This is a genomic window from Isoptericola sp. NPDC060257, assembly GCF_042726645.1.
In the GTDB taxonomy this organism is placed as follows: Bacteria; Actinomycetota; Actinomycetes; order Actinomycetales; family Cellulomonadaceae; genus Isoptericola; species Isoptericola nanjingensis.
Genome location: NZ_JBHXAW010000072.1, coordinates 1 through 17,244 on the forward strand (window position 1 = coordinate 1; position 17,244 = coordinate 17,244).

Sequence of the window (17,244 nt, forward strand, 5' to 3'; positions counted from 1 at the left end):
GGCCGTGACGGCGTCGCGGTAGAAGTTCGACAGAGCGTCGTTCACGGCGTGCTCGACGACCGCACCCCAGCCGACGCGCTGGTCGATGATGCGCGGGGGAACCTTGCCCTTGCGGAACCCGGGGATGTTCACCTGCTCGGCGATGTGCTTGTACGCGTGGTCGATGCTCGGCTTGAGCTCGTCGTACTCCACCTCGACGGTCAGCTTGACCTTGGTGGGCTCCAGGGTCTCGACGGCGCTCTTCACTTCGATGGTCTCCAACGGTTCGGGTGCTGCGCGCGCGTCTCACCGGCGCGAGCCGGCCTGGTTGCTGCGGCGCGGGGTGCGGGGACCGTACGACGGGCGTACGGGCAACCCGTCCATCCTACGCCACGGCGAGGGGCGCCCGGAGACGCTCGCGTCACGCCGACGCGCGCCTCCGGACGCCCCTCGCCCGGGTCGTCGCGGCCGAGGTCGGCCGGGACGATCAGGAGCAGGTGTAGGTGATGCCGTTGACGTCGTGCACGCCGGGCCCGAGGTCGCCGCAGACCTCGAGCAGGTGGCTCGCCGCCACACCGAGCACGACGGCCATGATGATCGTCCCGATGAGCACGAGGGAGCTCACGATGATGCCGGCGATCGCGACGCCGTTCGGCTGCCCCGCCTTGCGCGACTTCACGAGGCCGACGATCGACAGGATCAGGCCGACGATCGACAGGGGCCCGAAGAAGCCGAGCACCAGGCCGACGATGCCGAGCGTCTTGCCCGGGTTCTGCGGCTGCTGGCCGTAGGCCGGCGCGTACTGCCCGGCGGGCGGCGCGGCGGGGTAGGCCTGGCCGGGCGCCTGCGGGGCCGCGGGATAGGGCTGCCCGCCGGCCGGCTGGGCAGGGTAGGCCTGGCCCGGCGCCGGCTGACCCGGGGCGGGCTGCTGGGGCTCGGTGCCGCCGGGGGGCGTCGCACCCGGCTCGGGCGTGCCTGGCGTGTAGGGGTCCGGGGTGGTCATCAGGTTCTCCTCGCACGTCGGTCGCCGTCCGTCGGCGATCGGGGGCCGATCCTTCCAGATCGGCGCGCCGGGCGCGGGCCGAACCACGGGCGAGCCGCGACGGACCACGACGTCCGTCCCTCCCTGTGTCGGGGTGACTGGATTCGAACCAGCGACCCTCTGCTCCCAAAGCAGATGCGCTACCAAGCTGCGCCACACCCCGCGGCCCGCTCTCGGGCGGGGCCTCGGTCAGTGTAGTGCCGCGCCTCCCGGGGCCGAGCCCGCGACGTGCACGGACGGCGCGGGGACGGCTCGAGCGCCGCCAGGGCTTTGCTAGGGTTGGCCCGCGTTCCCACCCCGGCGACGGCGTCGCGGGGTGGCCGTGCGGGCGTAGCTCAATGGTAGAGCCCCAGTCTTCCAAACTGGCTACGCGGGTTCGATTCCCGTCGCCCGCTCCCTTCCTCCTCTCCCCTCCTCCCTCGGCGGCCCGACCGCGACCCGGGGACAGGTGTCGCCCGACCGATCGACGACGCCGATGGATGAGATGCTCCTTGTCGATCGGTCGCGACCTGGTTAGGCTCGGCGCCGCAGCCTGCGACAGGCGCGACCGCGCGGCAGCTGCACGACGACGCACCAGGAAGCATCACGAGGAGGGCCGGCCATGACGATCGTCCGCCGTGTCGCCCCCTCGACCGCCCTCTCGTCCCACCGGAGGACGGTGCCGGCGCCGACGCTCCGCACCCCGGCGTGCGCCGCGGCGACGACGCCGCGATGCTGTCGATAGAGCGTCCACGTCACGTCCGACCCGCCCGACGGCGGGTCCCCGGCGACCGTGCGGCGCTCGCACCGACCTCGCCGACGCCTCTGCGCCGCGCCCCTCCGAGCACCTGCTCGGGGGCCCGACCCGCACGCGGCGGCACACCCGCACCACCTCGCCCGCACGCACTCCTGGAGAAGGAACACCCATGGCACGCATCTACGACGACGCGACGAAGCTCATCGGCCGCACCCCGCTCGTCCGGCTGAACCGTCTCGCCGCCGGTCTCGACGCGACGGTCGTCGCGAAGCTCGAGTTCTACAACCCCGCCAACTCCGTCAAGGACCGCATCGGCGTCTCGATCATCGACGCCGCGGAGGCCTCCGGCGCCCTGCAGCCGGGCGGCACCATCGTCGAGGGCACCTCCGGCAACACCGGCATCGCGCTGGCCTGGGTCGGCGCCGCGCGCGGCTACAAGGTCGTGCTCGCGATGCCCGAGACGATGTCGAAGGAGCGCCGCGCCCTGCTGCGCGCGTACGGCGCGGAACTCGTGCTCACGCCGGGCGCGGAGGGCATGAAGGGCGCCGTCGCCGCCGCGGAGAAGATCGCCGCGGAGCGTCCTGGCGCGATCCTCGCCCGCCAGTTCGCCAACGAGGCCAACCCGAAGGTGCACCGGGAGACGACGGCCGAGGAGATCTGGGCCGACACCGACGGCGAGGTCGACGTCGTCGTGGCCGGCATCGGCACGGGCGGCACCGTCACCGGCGTCGGCCAGGTCCTCAAGGAGCGCAAGCCGGAGGTGAAGATCGTCGCGGTCGAGCCGGCCGAGTCGCCCATCCTCACCGGCGGGAACCCCGGCCCGCACAAGATCCAGGGCCTGGGCGCGAACTTCGTGCCGGAGATCCTCGACACCTCCGTCTACGACGAGGTCGTCGACATCGACGCGGAGACCTCCGTCGAGCTCGCCCGCCGCGCCGCGAAGGAGGAGGGCCTGCTGGTCGGCATCTCCTCCGGCGCCGCGATCGCCGGGGCGCTCGAGGTCGCCAAGCGGCCGGAGAACGCCGGGAAGCTGATCGTCGTCGTCATCCCCGACTTCGGCGAGCGGTACCTGTCCACGATCCTGTACTCGGACCTGCTGGACTGACGTGACGAGCCGCCGCACCGCTCCGACCGCCACCGCCGGGCCCGGCCACGAGGACCCCGACGGCGACGTCGACCACCCGATGCCGGCCGGGCACCGTCCGGGCCTGCGCCACCTGGTCGAGATCCTCGCCGAGGACCTCGAGGCGGCGCACGCGCACGACCCCGCGGCGCGCTCCCGGTTCGAGGTCGCGCTCGCCTACCCGGGCGTGCACGCCGTGTGGGCGCACCGGCTCTCGCACCGCATGTGGCACCGGCCCGGCCTGCGCCTGCCGGCACGCCTCGTGTCGCAGGCCGCCCGGTGGGTGACGGGGATCGAGATCCACCCCGGCGCCCGGATCGGCCGGCGGCTCTTCATCGACCACGGCATGGGCGTGGTGATCGGGCAGACGGCGGTCGTCGGCGACGACTGCGTCCTGTTCCACGGCGCCACCCTGGGCGGCCGCTCGATGACCCGGGGCAAGCGGCACCCGACCCTGGGCGACCGGGTCATGGTGGGCGCCGGGGCCAAGATCCTCGGCCCGCTGTGGATCGGGGACGACGCGCAGATCGGCGCGAACGCCGTCGTCACCCGCGACGTGCCGCACGGCATGGTGGCCGTCGGGGTGCCCGCCCACGCCCGCACCCCCGGCCACCGGCCGGACCACGGCCAGCACGTCGAGGACGCCTCGGAGCTGCTCGAGTACGTCATCTGACCGGTCCGCTTCCACGGCCCTTGCACCCACCGCCCCGGCGGGGGGCGCGGGGGCCGTCGTCGTCCCCGGGCCGGCGTGGGTTGTTCGAGTAGTAGTAGAACAAGTAGCCTGCGTCCGTGATGTGGCGCATCGACCCGGCGAGCGACGACCCGCTGTACGCGCAGCTCGTCGCCCAGGTGCGACTCGGCGTCGCGCACGGGACGCTCCGCCCGGGGGAACGGCTGCCCTCGGCCCGGGAGCTCGCCGCCTCGCTCGAGCTCAACATGCACACCGTGCTGCGGGCCTACCAGGTGCTGCGCGACGACGGCACGCTCGAGCTGCGGCGCGGGCGCGGCGCCGTCGTCGCGTCCACCGCGACCGATCTGGCCGACGTCGAACGAGCGGTGGCAGACCTGGCCGCCGCGGCCCGCCGGGCGGGGCTGTCCGTCCAGACCACCACCACCCTCGTCACGGAGGCGATGCACCGATGACCACCGCTCCCCGGCCCGGCACCCCGCGAGCACGCTCCGGCACGGAGGCGTGGCGCCCCCGCGCGCGCCGCGCGACGGCATGGTCGTCGCTCGTGGGGCTGCTGTTCGCGCTCGGCGCGGCGGTCGCGGTCTGGGCGTGGCGGGACGAGCTGCCGGCGCAGGTCGCGTCGCACTGGAGCCGCGGCGGCGCGCCCGACGGCTTCATGTCGCCGACCGCGCTGGTGCTGGTCGGCCTCGTGAGCACCGTCGCGCTCTGCGGTCTCTTCGCGGCGATCGGGATGACGCAGGGCTCTGCCGCCTCGACCCGGCGGATCACCGCCGCCGGGTGCGTGTGGTCGGGCGCGTTCATGGCCGCGATCGTCGTCGGCACGCTCGCGCCGCAGCGCGGCCTGGCGGACCCGTCCCAGGTCGGGCTGTCCGGCGCCGCGCTGCTGACGGCCGTCCTCCTGCCGCTCGTCCCCGCCGGGATCGCGGCCGCCCTCGTGCCGGGCGACCCCGCGATGCCCGCCGCCGAGGCGGTCCCCGCCGACGCGCCCCGGACCGCGCTCCGCGACGGCGAGCGCGCGGTCTGGCTGCGCCGCGCGACCGGCGGGCCGGGCCTCGCCGTCGGGGCAGTCGCCGTCGCCCTGACCACGCTCGCGGCGGCGCTGACGGCCGAGTGGACGATGCTCGTCGTCCCGGTGCTCCTCGCCGCGCTGTTCGTCACGATGTTCGCCTTCACCGTGCGGGTGGACCCGACCGGGCTCACGGTGCGTTCCGCGGCCCGCTGGCCGGGCACCCACGTCCCCGCGGACGAGGTGGTCCGGGCCTCGGTGACGCAGGTGCGCCCGCTGCGCGACTACGGCGGCTGGGGCTGGCGCACCGCCCGCGACGGACGCGTGGGCGTCGTGCTGCGCGGCGGCGAGGCGCTGCTCGTCCAGCGGACGGGCGGGCGGTCGTTCGCCGTCACCGTCGACGACGCCGCCGAGGCCGCCGCCCTGCTGAACACCATGGCCGACCGCACCCGGAGCCGCTGACCGCCGGCGACCTCAGGCGAGCAGCTCCGGGTGGGCGGCCGCCACGCGGCGCGGCGCCCGGGCGAGCCAGGCGTCGACGAGGAGCTCGCGCAGCACGGCGCCGTCGACCGCCCCGAGCCGGACGAGCACGACGGGCACGCCGTCCAGGTGCGGGATCGTCAGCGTCTCCGGGCGCGCGGCGAGCACGGCCTCCTTCTCGCCGAGGTCGTCGACCATGACGGCGAGGATCGGCCCGTCCGGCACCGGCTCGTCGCCGAACCGCCGCACGTCGGCCTTGCTGAACGGCCGCAGCCAGGAGAACACGCGGCCGGACACCGCCCACGCCCGGTTCCGGAACGTCGTCGTCTCGGTGACCTCGGGCAGCCCCGCGGCGAGGCGGGCCGCGTCGTCGATCGTCGCCATCCCCCGAACCTACTGACGGTCCCGTGGCACGCACGGCGTCGGCTAGGGTGTGACGGGCATTACCCCGTACTCCCAGTACCGGACACATCGGCACGACCGCATCATCTCGACGAGGAGCACCCCGCCCCATGAGCACCCTGCGCATCGGCATCCAGACCGGCTACTGGTCCCGCAAGCCCCCGAAGGGCATCGTGCCCGCGCTCGTCGCGGCCGAGGCGCTGGGCCTCGACTCGGTCTGGACGGCGGAGGCGTACGGCTCCGACGCGTTCACCCCCCTCGCCTGGTGGGGCTCCCGCACCCGCCGCCTGCGCCTCGGGACCGGCATCGCGCAGATGGCGGCCCGCACCCCGACCGCGACGGCCATGCAGGCGATCACCCTCGACCACCTCTCGGGCGGCCGGTTCGTGCTCGGGCTCGGGGCGTCGGGGCCGCAGGTCGTCGAGGGCTGGTACGGCCAGCCGTACCGCCGCCCGCTGGCGCGCACCCGCGAGTACGTCGACGTCGTGCGCCAGGTCTTCGCCCGCGAGCGCCCGGTCACCGCGGACGGCGAGTTCTTCCGCCTCCCGCTCCCCGCGGACGCCCCCGGCGCCACCGGCCTCGGCAAGGCCCTCAAGCCGACCGTGCACCCCCGCCGCGCCGACATCCCGATCGTGCTGGCGGCCCAGGGCCCGAAGAACGTGACGCTCGCCGCCGAGATCGCCGACGGCTGGATGGCGGGCTTCTACGCGCCGCGCGCCGACGCCGAGCACCGCGAGCTGCTCGCGTCCGGGTTCGCGCAGCGCGCCGACGAGCGCGCGCCGTCGTCCGGGTTCGAGGTGCTCGCGACGGTGCCCGTGGTGGTGCGCGACGACGTCGAGGCCGCGGCGGACGTCATCCGCCCGCACATCGCGCTGTACGCCGGGGGCATGGGCTCGAAGGAGGCCAACTTCCACAAGGCGTCGCTGGACCGCCTCGGCTACGCGACCGAGCTCGACGAGGTCCAGGCGCTGTTCCTCGCGGGACGCCGGGAGGACGCCGCGCGCGCCGTGCCGACCGAGCTCGTCGAGGAGGTCGCGCTGGTCGGCCCGGCGGACAAGGTCGCGCGCGACCTGGCCCGCTGGGACGGCACGGCGCTGACCACGATGCTGCTGCAGGGCGACCCGTCGTCGATGCTCACGGTGCTCGCCGCGGCACAGGCGGCCCGCAAGGACGCCGACGGCGGCACGCCGCTGGGTGCCCGCGTGCGCGCGACCGCCGGTGCGGCCGCCGCCCGCGTGGCGCCGAAGAAGGCCTGACCGCCGCCGGAGCTCCTGGGCTCAGCCGTCCTCGGGGAACCAGACGGCCCGGCGCAGGTCCACGCGCCGGCCGTCGCGGGAGAGCGGGCGGCCCTCGGCGCGCAGCGCGTCCAGGGCCGCGGTGACGTGCCGCGCCGGCGGGGCGCCGGACGCGTTCACCACGCGCCACCAGGGCACGGGGTGGTTGTCCTGCACGGGGCCGACCACCGCGGCGCCGTCCGGCACGAGGTGCGCGTAGCGGTCGCCGGAGCCGGCCATGACGTTCCCGACCTGTCGAGGCCCGCCGCGACCGAGCCGCTCGCCGACGATCTCGGCGATCAGGCCGTACGTCATGGCGCGGCCTGACGGTATGCGGCGCACCAGGGCGAGCACCTCCGCGGCATACTCGTCGGGGGCGTCGAGGGGCTCGTCGGACGTCGCGGCGCGGGGTGGCACACCGCGACCCTACGACCCGCCGCCGACCTCGGTGCCAGGCCGTCGCGCGGGTCCGCCGGAGGCCCGTCCGACGGCTCGTCCGGCGGGCCCGGAAATCCGCTGGCCCACGGCTCCGGACCACGCCACGATCGGCGGGTGACCTTCGACCGTTCCCCCACCGCCCTGCCCGCCGGCTACCGCGGCCGCCCGCTCACCGCCGACGACCGCACCGCGCTGCTCGACCTGGACACCTGGGCGTTCCCCGACCCGCACGCGGTCGCGGAGTTCGACGACCTGCCGCTGCCCCTGACGTGGGAGCGGACGGTGGGCGTCGAGCCCGTGGACGCCGCCGACGGGCTGGCCGCGATCCACGCGTCGTACCCGTTCAGCCACTTCCCCGTGCCGGGCGCCACGCTGCCCACGGCAGGCCTGACCTGGGTCGGCGTCCACCCGCAGCACCGCCGTCGCGGGCTGCTCACCGCGATGATCGACCAGCACCTCGAGGACTGCCGCCGGCGCGGCGAGCCCCTCTCCGCCCTGTTCGCCGCGGAGACCGCCATCTACGGGCGGTTCGGGTACGGCAAGACTGCCGACGACCAGCGCGTCTCCGTCCCGCGCGGCGCCGCCCTGCGCGACGTCCCCGGCGCCGCGGACCACACGGTGCGCGTGGAGCACGCCGACCGAGCACGGCACGGCGACCTCGTGGCGCGCCTGCACCGCGCTCCAGGCCTGCCCGTCGGTCCGGCCGGGATCAACCGGCCGGGCTGGGCGACGCGAGAGACCGAGGAGCTCTGGGAGAGCTACTGGGCGGACCCGAAGTCGTTCCGCGCGAGCGGGCGGGAGTCGCTGCGGATCGTCGTCGTCGAGCGCGACGGCGAGCCGCGGGGCTACGCGACGTTCCGGCGCAGCCTGGACTGGCAGGTCACCGGGCCGCGCGGCACCGTGCACCTGGGCGACGTGGTCGCCCTCGACCCCGCCGCCGCGCGCGCCCTGTGGGGTGTGCTGCTCGACCTCGACCTCATGAGCAGCACGGACCCGTTCCTGCTGCCCGTCGACGACGCGGTCATGAGCCTGCTCGTCGACCCGCGGGCCGCAGGCGCCCGCGTCACCGACAACGTGTGGGTGCGCGTCGTCGACGTGCCCGCCGCGCTCGCGGGCCGCCGCTACCAGGCCGACGTCGACGTGGTGCTCGGCCTCACCGACTCCCGGCTGCCCGACAACGCCGGGTCGTGGCGCCTGCACGCGACCGCGTTCGGGGCGGCGACCTGCGAGCGCACCGACGCGGCGCCGGACCTCGAGCTGGACGTGCGCGAGCTCGGCGCCGCCTACCTGGGCGGCACGTCGCTCGCCGCGCTCGGCGGGGCGGGGCTCGTCACGGAGCGGACGCCCGGCGCCCTCGCCGGCGCGGGCGCGGCGTTCGGCTGGCCGCTCGCGCCCGCCTGCGGGTGGGTGTTCTGACGGTGGGGGCGGCGTTCTCCGCGACCGCGGCCTCGGCGGCGTGGCACGCCGAGGCCACGGCCTGGATCACCGAGGCGCTCGCTCGCCGCGGCGTGCGGGTGGTGGCGCCGCCCCAGCAGCCTCGGGTGCGTCCGTGGTCCACGCAGCTGGTCGTGGACACGGACGCCGGCCGCTACTGGTTCAAGGCCGCCTGCCGGTCGGCGTCGTTCGAGCCGGCCCTGCAGGCGCTGCTGGCCGAGCTCGCCCCCGACGCGGTCGACGCCCCCGCCGCCGTCGACGCGGACCGGGGGTGGCTGCTCACGGCCGACCGGGGCGCCACGCTCCGCGAGCGTCGCGCGCCGGACGCCGGCGACTGGGCCGTTCTCCTGACGCGGTTCGCGCACCTCCAGCAGACCCTCGTCGGGCACGGCGCCGCGCTGCGCGCCAGCGGGCTGCCCGACTGCTCCGCCGGCACGGTGCCCGCGCGCCTCGACGCCGTGCTCGACCTCCTGGAGGGCTTCCCCGCCGGCCACCCGGCCCGCCCCGCCGACCCCTTCGCCGCACGCCTCCGCGAGGCCCGCGCGGCGGTGGTGACGGCGGCGGCCATCCTGGCCGACAGCCCGCTGCCGAGCACCCTGCAGCACGGCGACCTGCACCCGGGCAACGTCTTCGAGGTCCACGGCGGCCTGCACGTGTTCGACCTCGGCGACGCCCAGTGGGCGCACCCGCTCGAGGTGCTCGAGGTGTCGTCCGCGGTCGCCCGCGACGGGGGCACCGACTGGGCGCCCGTCGAGCGGGCGTACCGCCGCGCGTGGGACGCCTGGTGCGCCGCGCGGGGTCTGCCTCCGGTGGGCGCGGAGGGCGACGCCCCGGCGTGGGACGACCTGCGACGCGCGGCCGGCGTCACGCACGCCGTCAACCGCGCCTGGACGTGGTGCGGCGCGCTGGCCGAGGCCACCGAGGCCGAGTGGGCGGACTGGGGCGAGGCCGCGGGCCGGCACCTGGCGAAGGTGCTGGATCCGGTGCCGGGTCCTCAGACCTGACAGACGCCGCACCAGAAGAGGTTGCGGCCGGCGAGCTCCTTGGTGAGCACCGGGGCGCCGCAGACGCGGCACGGCAGGCCGTCGCGGTGGTACACGTAGAACGAGGCGTCCCGGGGCACGGCGTCGGCGTCGCCGTCGGTGTTCTGCCGGGTGACCCGGCCGCCACCGCCGTCCGCCACCCGGTGCTCGGGCCGGGTGGTGACGATCGCTCCGCGGTCGGCGCCGTCGCGCATGAGCACGACCAGGTCGTCCCAGACCGCGGCGAGCACCGCCGCCGGCACGTCGCGGCCCGGGCGCAGCGGGTCCACGCCGGCCCGGAACAGCGCCTCGGCCCGGTAGATGTTGCCGACGCCGGCGATCACCGCCTGGTCCATGAGCTGCTGGCCGACCGTCACGCGCGAGCGCCGCACGCGCTCGACGAACGCCGTGCGGGCCGCGTCGCCCCCGTCGCGGATGGGGTCCGGTCCGAGCCGCGCCTCGACGGCGGCCTTCTCCGCGCCGGTGAGCACCTCGCACGCGGTCGGCCCGGTGAGGTCGGCGACGGCGTGCGCGCCCAGCAGCCGGAGCCGGACGGCGCCGCGCGGGGAGGGCGGAGCCCACTCCCCCGCGGCGTCGGCGGCGACACCCGCGTCGCCGCCGTCGTCCGGCGTCGACTCGCGCTCGCCGATGCGACGGCGCGGCGCGCCGATCGCGTGCACCACGGCGGCGCTGCCGTCGCCGGCGAACGACCACGCCCCGTACAGCCCCAGGTGCACCCGCAGCCAGCGCACGTCGCCCGCCCTGTCGGACGCACCGTCCACGACGGCGGGCTCGGCGTCGGACAGGGCGGGCGCGAAGGCGCAGAAGAGCTGCTTGCCCCACGCCTCGGCGGCCACCATCCGGCGGCCGTCGAGCAGCGCGGCGCCGCCCGCGAACCGGCCCTGCGGGCTGGACACGGCGAGCGTCTCGCCGCCGAACAGCCCGTCCAGGGCACGCGCGAGGCGGTGGACGGTGTGACCCTCTGGCACGTCGGACGGTCGGGTCAGGCGATGGCGGAGACGTCGTGCGACGCCTCGTACACGGCCAGCTTGTCGATGCGGCGCTGGTGGCGGGCGTCGCCGCTGAAGGGCTCCGCGACGAACGCCTCGACGAACGACGTCGCCTCCTCGACGCTGTGCATCCGGCCGCCCACGGCGATGACGTTGGCGTCGTTGTGCTGACGGCCGAGCGTCGCCGTCTCCAGCGACCAGGCCAGCACGGCGCGCACGCCGACGACCTTGTTCGCGGCGATCTGCTCCCCGTTGCCCGAGCCCCCGATGACGACGCCGAGCGAGCCCGGCTCCGCGACGACGGCCTCGCCCGCGGCGATGCAGAAGGCCGGGTAGTCGTCCTGCGGGTCGTACTCGTGGGCGCCGTGGTCGACGACGTCGTGCCCGGCGGCGCGCAGGTGGTCGACGAGGTGGGTCTTGAGCTCGTAGCCGGCGTGATCGGCGGCGATGTGCAGGCGCATGCCCACATTCTCCCTCAGGTCGCCCGCAGGGTTCGACCCGCGCCGCACGTGGGCGGCGAGCCGTAGGGTGACGCCATGACTGCCGACGCCACCGGGCTGCGGTCCGGCATCGACCTCAGCGCCCTCGACCAGGCCGTCCGACCGCAGGACGACCTGTACCGCCACGTCAACGGGCGCTGGATCGCCCAGCACGAGATCCCCGCCGACCGCGCCATGGACGGCGCGTTCCGCGCGCTGCACGACCTGTCGGAGGAGCGCGTGCGGGAGATCATCACCGACCTCGCCGCCACCGACGACCTCGACCCCGCGTCCACCCCCGCGAAGATCGGCGCGCTGTACGCGAGCTTCCTCGACGCCGACCGCGTCCAGCGGCTCGGCACGGAGCCGATCGCCGCGGAGCTGGGGCAGATCGCCGCGGCGACGTCGCCCGCCGAGCTGGTCGACGTGCTCGGCGCCCTGCAGCGCACGGGCGGGGGCGGCGCCGTCGCCTTCTACGTCGACAACGACGCCAAGGACCCCGAGACCTACGTGACCTACCTCGTGCAGGGCGGCCTGGGCCTGCCCGACGAGGCGTACTACCGCGAGGACCAGTACGCGCCCGTCCGCGACAAGTACCTGCCGCACCTGGCACGCATGCTGCGCATCGCGGGCGTCAGCGCCACCTCCGGGTCGGGCGCCGACCCCGAGGACGCCGCGCAGCGCGTGCTCGCCCTCGAGACGAAGCTCGCCGCCCACCACTGGGACGTGGTGCGCGACCGCGACGCCGACCTCACCTACAACCCGATGACGCTCGCCGACCTCGTCGAGCGGGCGCCCGGCTTCGACTGGCGGGCGTGGGCGGCGGCGCTCGGCGCACCCGCCGGCTCGCTGGACGCCCTGGTGGTGCGGGAGCCGTCGTTCGCGACCGGCTTCGCCGAGCTGTGGCGGACCGAGCCGCTCGCCGACTGGAAGCTCTGGGCCGCCTACCACCTCGTCACCGCCCGCGCGGCCTACCTGGACGACGCCACCGTCGACGCCAACTTCGACTTCTACGGCCGCACGCTGTCGGGCGCCCAGGAGGTGCGCGACCGCTGGAAGCGCGGGGTCGCGCTCGTCGAGCGGGCGCTCGGCGAGGCCGTGGGCGAGCAGTACGTGGCCCGCCACTTCCCGCCGGAGCACAAGGAGCGGATGGACACGCTCGTCGCGAACCTCGTGGCCGCGTACCGCGAGTCCATCGAGGCGCTGGACTGGATGACGCCCGAGACGAAGGTGAAGGCGCTCGCCAAGCTGGAGCGGTTCACGCCCAAGGTGGGCTACCCGGTGAAGTGGCGCGACTACGCCGCCCTCGAGGTGGACGCCGCCGACCTGGTCGGCAACGTGCGCCGCGCGCACGCGTTCGAGCAGGACCACGAGCTCGGCAAGATCGGGCGCCCGATCGACCGCGACGAGTGGTTCATGACGCCGCAGACGGTCAACGCCTACTACAACCCGGGCATGAACGAGATCGTCTTCCCCGCGGCGATCCTGCAGCCGCCGTTCTTCGACCCCGAGGCCGACGACGCCGTGAACTACGGCGGCATCGGCGGCGTCATCGGGCACGAGATCGGCCACGGCTTCGACGACCAGGGCTCCAAGTACGACGGCGACGGCCGCCTCGAGGACTGGTGGACCGAGACGGACCGCACCGAGTTCGAGAAGCGCACCCAGGCCCTCATCGCGCAGTACGACGCCTTCCGCCCGGCGCAGCTGACCGCGGACGGACCGCACGTCAACGGCGCGCTGACCATCGGCGAGAACATCGGCGACCTCGGCGGGCTGTCCATCGCGATCAAGGCGTACCGCATCGCGCTCGGCACCCCGCTGGACGACGCGCCCGTCGTCGACGGCCTCACCGGTCTGGAGCGCGTCTTCCTCGGCTGGGCGCAGGTGTGGCAGTCCAAGGGCCGCGACGAGGAGGTGGTGCGGCGCATCGCCACGGACCCGCACTCCCCCAACGAGTTCCGCTGCAACGGCGTGATCCGCAACATCGACGAGTTCCACGCCACCTACGGCGTGGGCCCCGACGACGCCCTGTGGCTCGCCCCCGAGGAGCGCGTGCGCATCTGGTGACCCGCCGGACGTCCTGACGCGACGAGGCCGCCGACCGGAGCACGGTCGGCGGCCTCGCCGCGTCGGGGGACGTCTCAGGAGCCGGCCGGGGGCGGGGTCAGCTGGTGCCGATGCCGGCCCGGGCGAGGGAGAAGCCGTTGCCGGTGGGGTCGTGCGTGCACGACATGCCCGTGTCCTCGCTGGTGCAGGTGTAGTCGCCCTCGGTGATCGAGTCGCCGTACTCCAGGACGTCGACGTCGTCCCCGGCGGGCTTCGGCTGCTGGTCCTTCGGGACGCACGGCTGCGCGACCTTCCCCTCGCCGTCGACCGTCACCACGTACCCGGTGGTGCCGTCGCACCCCTCCATCGGGGCCGGCTGCTGGTTGAGCTGGGCGATCCCGCAGGACGCGCCGTCGGCGTAGATCGAGCAGGTGATGTTCGTGGACGGCGCCGCGAACCGCGCGAGCACCTCGCCCTGCATCGGTGCCTCCTCGGACGCGGACGCCGAGGGCTCCTGCGACGCCACGGGGGCGCCTCCCGCCTGCGGGGCGGTGGGCGACGGCGCACCGAACATCTGCACGGCGAGCACCACCATCGTCACGATGAGCACCACGTCGACCGCGATGAACGCGATCCACCCGGCGGAGAGCCGACGTCGTCGGGACGGCGCGGCGGGCGGGGGCGGTGGCGCGCCGACCGCCGCCGGCGCGGCGTACCCGGCCGGAGCCGCGTACCCGGCCGCGGCCTGCGGCGCAGGCTGCGCGTACGGCGGGTGCACCTGCGTCGCCGCCGCGGCAGGGACCGGGGCCGGGGCGTAGGCGGGCTGGGGAGCGTAGGCGGGCTGGGGCGCGTACGCCGGCTGTGCCGCGTAGGTCGGCGGCAGCTGCTGGGTGTGCTGGGCGGCCGGCGGGTACGCGGCCTGCTGCGGCGCCGTGGCCCCGGCGTCCGGGGGCGGGGGCACGGGGGCGTGCACCGACGCCGCCCCCGCCGGGGGCGTGGCAGGCGCGGGTGCCGTGACCTGCTGCAGCGGCACCTCGGCCATCGGGTCGGTGCCGACGGGGCGCTGGTACGCGGACGCGACGCGGCGCACACCGGTGGCCGGCGATGCCGACGGAACCGCCGGCGGCACTGCCGGCGGCACGGTCGACGGCCTGCCGTCGGACCCCGGCGGGGGCGGCGGAACGGTGCCGGACATCTGGACTCCCTCCAGTCACTCCTCGGGCGTCGTGCCCCGGGTGGCGGGGACCCGCACGGCGGCGACGCACCGGGCAGGATGTCACGATCGGGTCTCGGCGGTCGAACCCGCCCCCGCCCCGTACGCACCGGGCCCCGGGAATCCCGTGCGTCCCGGCAGGCCCGAGGTGGCATCATCGTGCGCGAGCCTGCGCGCCCATCACGCGCTGCACCACGCTGCACCACCTGGAGACAAGGGAGAACCCGTGCCCGGAGAGAACCTCACCCGCGCCGAGGCGATCGAGCGCGCCGACGTCGTCACCGACGTCGAGTCGTACGCCGTCGACCTCGACCTCACCACCGGACCGACCACGTTCGCGTCCACCACCGTCATCCGGTTCTCCGCCACCCCCGGCGCGAGCACGTTCGTCGACCTGGTCGCGCCGTCGGTGCGCGAGGTCGTGCTCAACGGCGTCGCCCTGGACCCGGCCGAGGTGTTCGCCGACTCGCGCATCGCCCTGACCGGCCTGGCCGCGACGAACGAGCTGCGGGTCGTCGCCGACTGCGCCTACATGAACACCGGCGAGGGCCTGCACCGCTTCGTCGACCCCGTGGACGGCGAGGTCTACCTCTACACCCAGTTCGAGGTGCCGGACGCCCGCCGCGTCTTCGCGACCTTCGAGCAGCCCGACCTCAAGGCGCCCTACCAGGTGACCGTCACGGCGCCCGCGGCCTGGCAGGTCGTCTCGAACCAGCCGACGCCGGAGCCGACGCCGGCCACGCACGCGACGGACGCCGACGTCCCGGCCGCGACCTGGACGTTCGAGCCGACGCCGCGCATCTCGTCCTACCTCGTGGCCCTCGTCGCCGGCCCGTACGCCGTGCAGCGGGGCGAGCTGACGTCCTCCGACGGCCGCACGATCCCGCTCGGCGTCTTCTGCCGCACCTCGCTCGCCGAGCACCTGGACGCGGACTACATCATGGAGACCACCCGCAAGGGCTTCGAGTTCTACGAGTCGACGTTCGGCGTGCCGTACCCGTTCGACAAGTACGACCAGCTCTTCGTGCCCGAGTACAACATGGGCGCGATGGAGAACCCGGGCTGCGTCACCTTCACCGAGTCGTACGTCTTCCGCTCCCAGGTGACCGACGCCGTCCGCGAGCGCCGCGTCGTGACGATCCTGCACGAGCTGGCCCACATGTGGTTCGGCGACCTCGTCACCATGAAGTGGTGGAACGACCTCTGGCTCAACGAGTCGTTCGCGGAGTACGCGTCCACGCTCGCGACCGCCGAGGCCACCGAGTGGGAGGCCGCCTGGACCACGTTCTCCGCGATGGAGAAGACGTGGGCCTACCGGCAGGACCAGCTGCCCTCCACGCACCCGATCGTCGCCGAGATCCGCGACCTCGAGGACGTGCAGGTCAACTTCGACGGCATCACGTACGCCAAGGGCGCGTCCGTGCTCAAGCAGCTCGCGGCCTGGGTCGGGCGGGACGAGTTCCTGTCCGGCGTCTCCGCGTACTTCCGCAAGCACGCCTGGTCCAACACCGAGCTGCGCGACCTGCTGGTCGAGCTCGAGGCCACCAGCGGCCGCGACCTGACCGCCTGGTCGAAGGCGTGGCTCGAGACGGCCGGCGTGAACACCCTGCGCCCCGAGATCGAGATGGACGCCGAGGGCCGCATCACCGGCTTCGCCGTGCTGCAGTCGGCCCCGGCCGACTACCCGACCATCCGCCCGCACCGGCTCGGGATCGGCTTCTACGACCTCGTCGACGGGGTGCTGACCCGCACGCACCAGGTCGTCATCGACGTCGACGGCGAGCGCACCGAGGTCGCGGACCTGGTGGGCCGCGAGCGCCCGGCCCTCGTGCTGCTCAACGACGAGGACCTCGCGTACGCGAAGATCCGCCTCGACGAGGCGTCGCTCGCGGCGGCCGTGGAGCACCTGTCGCGCATCTCCGACCCGCTGGCCCGGTCCCTCGTGTGGGGCTCCGTGTGGGACGCCGTGCGCGACGGCGAGACGCCGGCGTCGTCGTACGTGGACCTCGTGCTCGGCAACATCGCCGCCGAGACGGAGTCGACGACGGTGCGCACCACGCTGAACCAGCTCGGCCTGGCCGCCCGGTCGTACGTGGCGCCCGAGCGCCGCGCCGCCACCCTGGCGCGGATCGGCGACCGGCTCTGGGGTCTCGCGCAGGAGGCGGCCGCGGGCTCCGACCTGCAGCTGCAGCTGGTGAAGTTCTTCGCGCAGCTCGCGTCGACGCCGGACCACGTCGCCCCGCTGCGGGGTCTGCTCGACGGCGCGGTCGCGCTCGACGGGCTCACCGTGGACACCGACCTGCGGTGGGAGCTGCTGGAGAGCCTCGTGCTGCTCGGCGCGGCCGACGACGCCGAGATCGACGCCGCCCTCGCGCAGGACGACACGGCCACCGGCCGGCAGGCGGCCGCCCGGGCGCGTGCGGCGACGCCCACCGTCGCGGGCAAGGAGGCCGCGTTCGCGTCCGTCGTCGACCAGGCGGACGTGCCGAACGCGATCATCCGCTCCACGGCCGCCGGCTTCGTGCACGTGACCGACCCGGCCGTGCTCGAGCCGTTCGCCGCCCGCTACGTCGACGCGCTGCTGCCGATCTGGACCACGCGCAGCTACCACATCGCGGAGGAGCTCATCGAGGGGCTCTACCCGGCGCCGCTCGCGTCGGCCGCGCTGCGCGACGCCGTGCGCGGCTGGCTGGACGCGAACGTCGACGCCCCCGCGGCACTGCGCCGCATGGTCGTCGAGCAGCTCGCCGGCACCGAGCGCGCGCTCGCCGCCCAGGCCGTCGACCGCCTCCTCGACCAGGAGTGGTGGCCGCACGGCTACGACGGGACGGCGGGCGCCCAGGCCGGACTCAAGGACGCGACCAGC

Annotated in this window: 16 protein-coding genes and 2 tRNA genes; 10 read left to right on the forward strand and 8 right to left on the reverse strand. The window is 75.1% G+C overall.

Translation table 11 applies throughout. The annotated features are described in order from the left end of the window. The 3 genes from ACFWEK_RS08315 to ACFWEK_RS08325 form a co-directional block, all read right to left on the reverse strand. A partial coding sequence (locus ACFWEK_RS08315) for a trigger factor (protein ID WP_430553750.1) occupies positions 1–246 on the reverse strand: 246 nt, incomplete at its 3' end. A 220-nt stretch (positions 247–466) separates the two neighbouring features. Next, positions 467–982, reverse strand: coding sequence for a DUF4190 domain-containing protein (locus ACFWEK_RS08320; protein WP_430547174.1), 516 nt, complete (start codon positions 980–982; stop codon positions 467–469). 128 nt (positions 983–1,110) lie between these two features. Next, positions 1,111–1,184 (reverse strand) — tRNA-Pro (locus ACFWEK_RS08325). A 161-nt stretch (positions 1,185–1,345) separates the two neighbouring features. Here ACFWEK_RS08325 and ACFWEK_RS08330 point away from each other — a divergent pair. The 5 genes from ACFWEK_RS08330 (at position 1,346) to ACFWEK_RS08350 (ending at position 5,039) form a co-directional block, all read left to right on the forward strand. Continuing rightward, a tRNA-Gly gene (locus ACFWEK_RS08330) sits at positions 1,346–1,416 on the forward strand. Between the two features lie 510 nt (positions 1,417–1,926). Then, positions 1,927–2,862: a cysteine synthase A gene (gene cysK, locus ACFWEK_RS08335; RefSeq protein WP_430547175.1), complete on the forward strand. Its 936-nt coding sequence runs from the start codon at positions 1,927–1,929 to the stop codon at positions 2,860–2,862. Positions 2,863–2,941: 79 nt separating this feature from the next. Continuing rightward, positions 2,942–3,553 (forward strand): serine O-acetyltransferase EpsC, encoded by a 612-nt coding sequence (epsC, locus tag ACFWEK_RS08340; protein WP_430547201.1) that lies wholly within the window; start codon positions 2,942–2,944, stop codon positions 3,551–3,553. Positions 3,554–3,672: 119 nt separating this feature from the next. Then, positions 3,673–4,023, forward strand: a complete 351-nt coding sequence (locus tag ACFWEK_RS08345) for a GntR family transcriptional regulator (RefSeq protein WP_430553751.1) — start codon at positions 3,673–3,675, stop codon at positions 4,021–4,023. Further along, positions 4,020–5,039, forward strand: coding sequence for a DUF1648 domain-containing protein (locus ACFWEK_RS08350; protein WP_430547176.1), 1,020 nt, complete (start codon positions 4,020–4,022; stop codon positions 5,037–5,039). The genes ACFWEK_RS08345 and ACFWEK_RS08350 overlap by 4 nt, the downstream gene beginning before the upstream one ends. Positions 5,040–5,051: 12 nt before the next feature. On the opposite strand, the gene ACFWEK_RS08355 is transcribed toward ACFWEK_RS08350, so the two are convergent. Beyond that, positions 5,052–5,441 (reverse strand): MmcQ/YjbR family DNA-binding protein, encoded by a 390-nt coding sequence (locus ACFWEK_RS08355; protein WP_430547177.1) that lies wholly within the window; start codon positions 5,439–5,441, stop codon positions 5,052–5,054. 137 nt (positions 5,442–5,578) lie between these two features. Here ACFWEK_RS08355 and ACFWEK_RS08360 point away from each other — a divergent pair, with 137 nt between their 5' ends. Then, positions 5,579–6,715: an LLM class F420-dependent oxidoreductase gene (locus ACFWEK_RS08360; RefSeq protein WP_430553752.1), complete on the forward strand. Its 1,137-nt coding sequence runs from the start codon at positions 5,579–5,581 to the stop codon at positions 6,713–6,715. Between the two features lie 21 nt (positions 6,716–6,736). Here ACFWEK_RS08360 and ACFWEK_RS08365 read toward each other — a convergent pair whose 3' ends face one another. After that, positions 6,737–7,150, reverse strand: a complete 414-nt coding sequence (locus tag ACFWEK_RS08365; RefSeq protein ID WP_430553743.1) for an MGMT family protein — start codon at positions 7,148–7,150, stop codon at positions 6,737–6,739. Positions 7,151–7,285: 135 nt separating this feature from the next. Here ACFWEK_RS08365 and eis point away from each other — a divergent pair, with 135 nt between their 5' ends. After that, entirely contained in the window at positions 7,286–8,587 is a 1,302-nt protein-coding gene (gene eis, locus ACFWEK_RS08370) for an enhanced intracellular survival protein Eis (RefSeq protein ID WP_430553744.1), read from the forward strand. Next, positions 8,575–9,609 (forward strand): phosphotransferase, encoded by a 1,035-nt coding sequence (locus tag ACFWEK_RS08375; protein WP_430553745.1) that lies wholly within the window; start codon positions 8,575–8,577, stop codon positions 9,607–9,609. The genes eis and ACFWEK_RS08375 overlap by 13 nt, the downstream gene beginning before the upstream one ends. Here the strand turns inward: ACFWEK_RS08375 and ACFWEK_RS08380 are convergent. Beyond that, positions 9,600–10,616, reverse strand: coding sequence for an Fpg/Nei family DNA glycosylase (locus ACFWEK_RS08380; RefSeq protein ID WP_430547181.1), 1,017 nt, complete (start codon positions 10,614–10,616; stop codon positions 9,600–9,602). The two genes, ACFWEK_RS08375 and ACFWEK_RS08380, sit on opposite strands and share 10 nt — an antisense overlap. A 14-nt stretch (positions 10,617–10,630) precedes the next feature. Further along, complete coding sequence (locus tag ACFWEK_RS08385; protein ID WP_430553746.1) at positions 10,631–11,098, reverse strand: ribose-5-phosphate isomerase; 468 nt, start codon at positions 11,096–11,098, stop codon at positions 10,631–10,633. A 75-nt stretch (positions 11,099–11,173) separates the two neighbouring features. Here ACFWEK_RS08385 and ACFWEK_RS08390 point away from each other — a divergent pair, with 75 nt between their 5' ends. Then, positions 11,174–13,186 (forward strand): M13 family metallopeptidase, encoded by a 2,013-nt coding sequence (locus ACFWEK_RS08390; RefSeq protein ID WP_430553747.1) that lies wholly within the window; start codon positions 11,174–11,176, stop codon positions 13,184–13,186. A 97-nt stretch (positions 13,187–13,283) separates the two neighbouring features. On the opposite strand, the gene ACFWEK_RS08395 is transcribed toward ACFWEK_RS08390, so the two are convergent. After that, complete coding sequence (locus ACFWEK_RS08395) at positions 13,284–14,360, reverse strand: hypothetical protein (RefSeq protein WP_430553748.1); 1,077 nt, start codon at positions 14,358–14,360, stop codon at positions 13,284–13,286. 244 nt (positions 14,361–14,604) lie between these two features. Here ACFWEK_RS08395 and pepN point away from each other — a divergent pair. Continuing rightward, positions 14,605–17,244, forward strand: a 2,640-nt coding sequence (gene pepN / locus ACFWEK_RS08400; RefSeq protein ID WP_430553749.1) for an aminopeptidase N, incomplete at its 3' end; no start/stop codon positions are given.

What these genes read in the sequence shown, in the direction of transcription:
- ACFWEK_RS08320 (WP_430547174.1), bottom strand. Translation starts at nt 982, where the DNA reads ATGACCACCCCGGACCCCTACACGCCAGGCACGCCCGAGCCGGGTGCG.
- cysK (WP_430547175.1), top strand. Translation starts at nt 1,927, where the DNA reads ATGGCACGCATCTACGACGACGCGACGAAGCTCATCGGCCGCACCCCG.
- epsC (WP_430547201.1), top strand. Translation starts at nt 2,942, where the DNA reads ATGCCGGCCGGGCACCGTCCGGGCCTGCGCCACCTGGTCGAGATCCTC.
- ACFWEK_RS08345 (WP_430553751.1), top strand. Translation starts at nt 3,673, where the DNA reads ATGTGGCGCATCGACCCGGCGAGCGACGACCCGCTGTACGCGCAGCTC.
- ACFWEK_RS08350 (WP_430547176.1), top strand. Translation starts at nt 4,020, where the DNA reads ATGACCACCGCTCCCCGGCCCGGCACCCCGCGAGCACGCTCCGGCACG.
- ACFWEK_RS08355 (WP_430547177.1), bottom strand. Translation starts at nt 5,441, where the DNA reads ATGGCGACGATCGACGACGCGGCCCGCCTCGCCGCGGGGCTGCCCGAG.
- ACFWEK_RS08385 (WP_430553746.1), bottom strand. Translation starts at nt 11,098, where the DNA reads ATGCGCCTGCACATCGCCGCCGATCACGCCGGCTACGAGCTCAAGACC.
- ACFWEK_RS08390 (WP_430553747.1), top strand. Translation starts at nt 11,174, where the DNA reads ATGACTGCCGACGCCACCGGGCTGCGGTCCGGCATCGACCTCAGCGCC.
- ACFWEK_RS08395 (WP_430553748.1), bottom strand. Translation starts at nt 14,360, where the DNA reads ATGTCCGGCACCGTTCCGCCGCCCCCGCCGGGGTCCGACGGCAGGCCG.